At 71.6% G+C, this 5,109-nt stretch carries 4 protein-coding genes; 1 reads left to right on the top strand and 3 read right to left on the bottom strand.

Features of this window, described 5'->3' with window-relative positions:
* Positions 1 to 78: 78 nt before the first annotated feature.
* From ACTWQE_RS33535 to ACTWQE_RS33525, 3 genes are all read right to left on the bottom strand, one after another.
* Entirely contained in the window at positions 79 to 2,517 is a 2,439-nt protein-coding gene (locus ACTWQE_RS33535) for a SpoIIE family protein phosphatase (RefSeq protein ID WP_443332871.1), read from the bottom strand.
* A 364-nt stretch (positions 2,518 to 2,881) separates the two neighbouring features.
* Complete coding sequence (locus tag ACTWQE_RS33530) at positions 2,882 to 3,520, bottom strand: TIGR03085 family metal-binding protein (protein ID WP_443332870.1); 639 nt, start codon at positions 3,518 to 3,520, stop codon at positions 2,882 to 2,884.
* 51 nt (positions 3,521 to 3,571) lie between these two features.
* The gene (locus tag ACTWQE_RS33525; RefSeq protein WP_443332869.1) at positions 3,572 to 4,393 is read right to left on the bottom strand and encodes a hypothetical protein; all 822 of its coding nucleotides are present in this window, start codon (positions 4,391 to 4,393) and stop codon (positions 3,572 to 3,574) included.
* Positions 4,394 to 4,598: 205 nt separating this feature from the next.
* Between ACTWQE_RS33525 and hisI the strand changes: the two genes are divergently transcribed.
* Positions 4,599 to 4,967: a phosphoribosyl-AMP cyclohydrolase gene (gene hisI / locus ACTWQE_RS33520; protein WP_443332868.1), complete on the top strand. Its 369-nt coding sequence runs from the start codon at positions 4,599 to 4,601 to the stop codon at positions 4,965 to 4,967.
* The last annotated feature ends 142 nt before the right edge of the window (positions 4,968 to 5,109 follow it).

The following is a 5,109-nucleotide window of genomic DNA, read 5'->3' as shown; positions in this document are numbered from 1 at the left end:
ATCGGCGGGCTGACGACGGCGGTGCCCGGTCTCCTGGTGCCGGCGGACAGCGAGCCGTATGCCGCCAGGCCGCCCTGGTCACATCGCCGTGGAGTTCAGCGGCTGCTCGGTCCAGACGGTCTTGCCCTCACGCGTATAGCGGGTGCCCCACCGCTCGGTGACCTGCGCCACCAGGAACAGGCCGCGGCCGCCCTCGTCCATGCTGCGCGCCCGCCGCAGATGGGGGGAGGTGCTGCTGCCGTCGGAGACCTCGCAGATGAGGCTCTGGTCGCGGATGAGCCGCAGCTCCATCGGCCCGCCGCCGTACCGGTAGGCGTTGGTGACCAGTTCGCTGGCGATCAGCTCGGTGGTGAACGCCAGATCCTCCAGTCCCCATTCGGTCAGCTTGGCCGTGGTCAGCGCCCTCGCCTGGGATGCGGCCTCCGGTTCCACGGGCAGCTGCCAGGACGCGACCTTCTCGGGTGGCAGCACGCGGGTACGGGCGATGAGCAGGGCGACGTCATCGGCCGGATGCTCGGGCAGCATCGAGTCGACGACCTCCTGGCACAGCTGCTCCAACGAGCCCGTGGGCCGGGTGAGCGCTTCACAGAGGCGGGTCACTCCTCCCTCGATGTCGCGGTCCCGGGTCTGGACGAGCCCGTTGGTGTAGAGGGCGAGCAGGCTGCCCTCGGCCGCTTCGAACTCGTACGGCTCGAACGGCAGCCCTCCCAGCCCGAGCGGTGGGCCCGCCGGGAGATCGAGCAGGCCGGCCTGCCCGTCGGGACCCACGATCGCCGGCGGCGGGTGGCCGGCGCGCGCCAGGGCGCAGCGCCGGGAGATGGGGTCGTAGACCGCGTACAGACAGGTCGCGCCGATGACCTGATTCTCCGGTCGCCGTTCGCCGTCCGCCTCCTGCTCGGCGGCCAGGAGCTCGACCAGGTCGTCGAGGCGGGAGAGGACCTCGTCGGGTTCGAGATCGAGGCTGGCCAGCGTGTGCACGGCGGCGCGCAGGCGGCCCATCGTGGCCGCGGCGTGAATGCCATGGCCCACCACATCCCCCACGACGAGGGCCACTCGGGTGCCGGAGAGCGGAATGACATCGAACCAGTCGCCGCCGATACCGGGGGCGGCACCGGCCGGCAGGTAGCGGTGGCCCACCTCGATGGCCGCGTGTTCGGGTACCTCGCGTGGCAGGAGGCTGTGCTGCAGCGTGAGCGCGGCCTGTCGTTGCTGGGTGTAGCGGCGGGCGTTGTCGATGCTGACACCGGCGCGGGAGGCGAACTCCTGGGCCAGCCGGAGATCGTCCTCCTCGAACGGCTCGGGCCGTTTGGAGCGCCACAGACTCACCAGACCCAATATCAGGCCACGGGCGACCAGCGGTACCACCATCAGCGAATGGAGGGTCAGCTCCCGGGCGAGCTCCGCCTGCCGAGGGCTCATGGCGTACCACTCGGGGGAGAGGTCCGGAGCCGGTTCGAGGATCGCTCGCCGCGCCGCCAGGCACTTGGCCTGCGGCGCATCGGGAGCGAAGCGGATCAGGTCGCCGACCGGGAACATCACCTCCGCCGCTTGCGGCGTGACGCTCCGCAGGGCGGTACGGACCACCGGTCCCAACGTCTGTTGCTGCGGATCCTCGCCCCGCGTGACCGGCTCCAGCAGGTCCACCGACACACAGTCGGCGAGGCTGGGGACAGCCACCTCGGCCAGCTCCCGAGCGGTCTGGTCCACATCCAGGGTGGTCCCGATGCGGGAACTGGCCTCGTTGAGCAGCGCCAGCCGCCGCCGGGCACGATAGCGGTCGGTGACGTCCTCGACCGTTTCGGTGACGCCGAGGATCCTGCCCGCGGTGTCCTGCAGGCGGAATGCGGAGACGGACACCCACCGCTCGCGGCCGGGGTCCTGGCGCAGTCGTGAGGACTGCTCGGTGAAGATCACGGGCTTTCCCGTCTCCAGAACGCGTCGCAGCCTGGTCTCCGCCGTCTCCGCGTCCGGGGGGATGAGCAACTCGCCGCTGTGCAGGCCACGGTGCCGCTCTGCCGGGAGATCGGTGACCCGTGCGATCGCGCGGTTGACCCGCAGGATTCTCAGTTCCGGACTGTGCACGACGAGCCCGATCGGGGAACGACGGAACATTCCGTCGAGGACCGCGCGGTCCGTCTCCCACTGAAGGACGGCCTCCACGGGGGAGCCGACCAGAAACCATTCGTGGACGTCGCCGGACCGGATGACCGCGCGGGCTCTGACAGCGAGTTCCATGCGGCGGCCGGTGCGGTCCCGGAGGGGCAGGGCCCCGTACCAGCCGCCGGTTCTCATGCCCTCCGCCGCGGCCTCGATCACCGGAGCGTGGTCCTGGGGATCGACCAGGAACTCGAGCGCCGGCCGGCCGATCGCTTCGTCCGCCGTGTATCCGAGCAGCCGCTGCGCCCGCTCGCCCCAGCCGATCACCGTCCCCCGGTGGTCCAGCACCGCGGAGACCGCCCGTTCCACGGAGAAGGGGTCTTCCAGGCTCTCGCTGAACATCGTCACCGGCGTTTCCATCGCTACCATCCCCGTACTCGGGCTACCGGTCTCCTACCCCTGCCGGGCCCCCTTCCGTGATCTTCGGTCCTGAGGTGCGGACTTTCCGGTGAACACGATCGGGCTTGTGCGCGTGACCGGGCCTGTCCGGGGCGGCATGGCGTCCGTGCGGGGTTGCAGACGACGGAGATCGCCCCGGCAGTCCGCGCCGAGCCGGGACTGAGTGCGGCGGTGTCGCGCTTGACGTATACGGCTTCACCTTGATCGTCTCATCTTTACCATGCCGGGCGGCCCGCCGCTCCTCCATGGAGCGAACCGACCCCCAGGGGGCCGAGCGGCCCTCGACGGCCCGGCCCCGCCCGGCCCGATCGCCCGTACACGGCGTTCAGAGCGCGATGCCGAGCTTCGCCTCGTACGCCCTGGCGACCGCGTCCTTCTCGCCCTCCAGATCCACCCGGGACACCTCCTGGCGGCCGAAGGCGAAGAGCGTCAGCTCAGCCGGTTCCCCGGTGACCGTCACCACCGGGGTGCCGCGGTGGGCGACCGCCGTCCGGCCGTCGGGGCGGCGGAGCACCAGGCCGACCGGGGACTTGCGGCCGAGCAGCCGGGCGGTCTTCTCCAGCCGGGACCACAGTGCGTCCGCGAACACCGCGTCGACCTCCCGGGGTGCCCAGTCGGGCCGCGCACGGCGTACGTCCTCGGCGTGCACAAAGAACTCGATGGTGTTGGCCGCCTCGTCGATCTGCTTCAGGGCGTACGGCGAGAGCCGTGGCGGGCCGGTGCGGATGAGATGGACCAGCTCCTCGTACGGCTTCGCGGCGAACTCGGCCTGTACCCGCTCCAGCCGGGGGGCCAGCGGTTTGAGCAGTATTCCCGCCGCCGCGTCGCTGCGGCGCTCGCGCACCACCACGTGCGCGGCGAGTTCGCGGGTGTTCCATCCCTCGCACAGCGTCGGTGCGACGGGGCCCGCGGACTCCAACAGGTCGGCGAGGAGCAGACGTTCGCGCTTGGCATGGGTCGACATGGCGCCAGCGTACGGCTGGGGCCCCGGCGGTGCCACGACGCCGCGCGGCGCTCAGCCCGGCAGTGGCTCGGTCAGCTTCTCCCCATCAAGGCCGTTGCTGAGTGTCACCGCGCAGGAGATCCGGTTCTCGTGTCGTATGCGATAGGTGGCCAGGGACGGGTACAGCGCGTAGTTGAAATACGTCCGCCCGTCCTCGGGTATGGTCCGCATCCGCTCGGTCACCGCCGTCTCACACAGCTTCAACGCCTTGACCTGGAGCTTCTGCTCGGAGGAGAACTCACCGGTCAGCATCTCCCGGGCGACCACCTCACCGTCGTGCGCCCCCGCGCACGGACGGGTCTCGATCTCGCTGACGGAGGCGTCGAGGGCGGGGTGGTCGAAGCACTTGCCCGGCTTCAGGGCCACGAAGGGCACCACATCGCCGGGTGAGGGGGACGGGCTCGCGGGGCCCGAGGGGGACGTCTCCCCCGAGGCGCCGCCGGAGCCGCCGGGCCGCTGCTCTCCGGAATCGTCCCGCGTCGGCGTGGATCGGGGCTCGGCGTCGGCGGAGGCGCCGCCGTCCGAGCCCTGGAAGAACAGGAAGCCGCCCACGGCCAGCCCGGCCGCCAGCACGCCCGCGATGAAGATACCGGCGATCTTCGGTCCGCTGGGTCCGGTGCCGGGGGGCGGGGGTGGCGGGAACGCCCCGTAACCGCCCTGGGGCGGGCCGAACGCCTGAGGAGGCCCGAAGCCCTGCTGCGCGGGTCCCTGCCCCGGTGCGGGGCCCTGCCCCTGTGACGGGCCGTGCTGGGGCGGGCCGAAGCCCTGCGGCGGGCCGAAGCCGCCCCCCGCTGCCGGCGGCGTGGCGTCATGCGGCGGGGGCGGAGTGGTCATGCCGGAAGCATGCCCTACCCCACTGACATCCGGCTCATCGGGGCATGCGAACCAGCCGAGTTGAAGCCGGACAGCCGGACAGGAGGAACCGGCAGGCGACGGAGCGGGACACACGGCCGGTTCCCCGACGACCGTCCACCCGGGACGCCGCGAAGCGCAGGGGCAGGGGTACGGGCAGGCCACCCGACGCGGCACAATGGAGCCCATGTCCAGCAGCGCACGCCCCTCCGGCCTCGACCCGGCCATCGTCGCCCGCCTCAAGCGGACCGACGACGGGCTCTTCCCGGCTGTCGCCCAGCAGTACGACACCGGCGAGGTGCTGATGGTCGGCTGGATGGACGACGAGGCGCTGCACCGCACCCTCACCACCGGCCGCTGCACGTACTGGAGCCGCAGCCGCCAGGAGTACTGGGTCAAGGGCGACACCTCCGGGCACGTCCAGCATGTGAAATCCGTCGCCCTCGACTGCGACGCCGACACCGTCCTGGTCAAGGTCGACCAGGTGGGAGCGGCCTGCCACACCGGTGACCACACCTGCTTCGACGCCGGTGAGCTCCCGCTGGGGCCTGCCTGACACACGGCGCCGGTCCGCTAGGGCGTGTTTCGAAAGTAGCGCCGTCCGCCCGAAGGGCGGGGGTCGCGGCGGCTGGTGCGTGCGATCGCAAGGCGGAGGGTCGTCCTCGTACTGGGCGTACTCGGACGAGCCCGACAACGCA

Origin of the sequence: Streptomyces sp. 8N706 (genome assembly GCF_052245415.1) — a bacterium.
Taxonomy (GTDB): Bacteria; Actinomycetota; Actinomycetes; order Streptomycetales; family Streptomycetaceae; genus Streptomyces.
The sequence above is the reverse complement of the archived record's forward strand: the minus strand, read 5'-3'. Positions and strand labels throughout refer to the sequence as shown.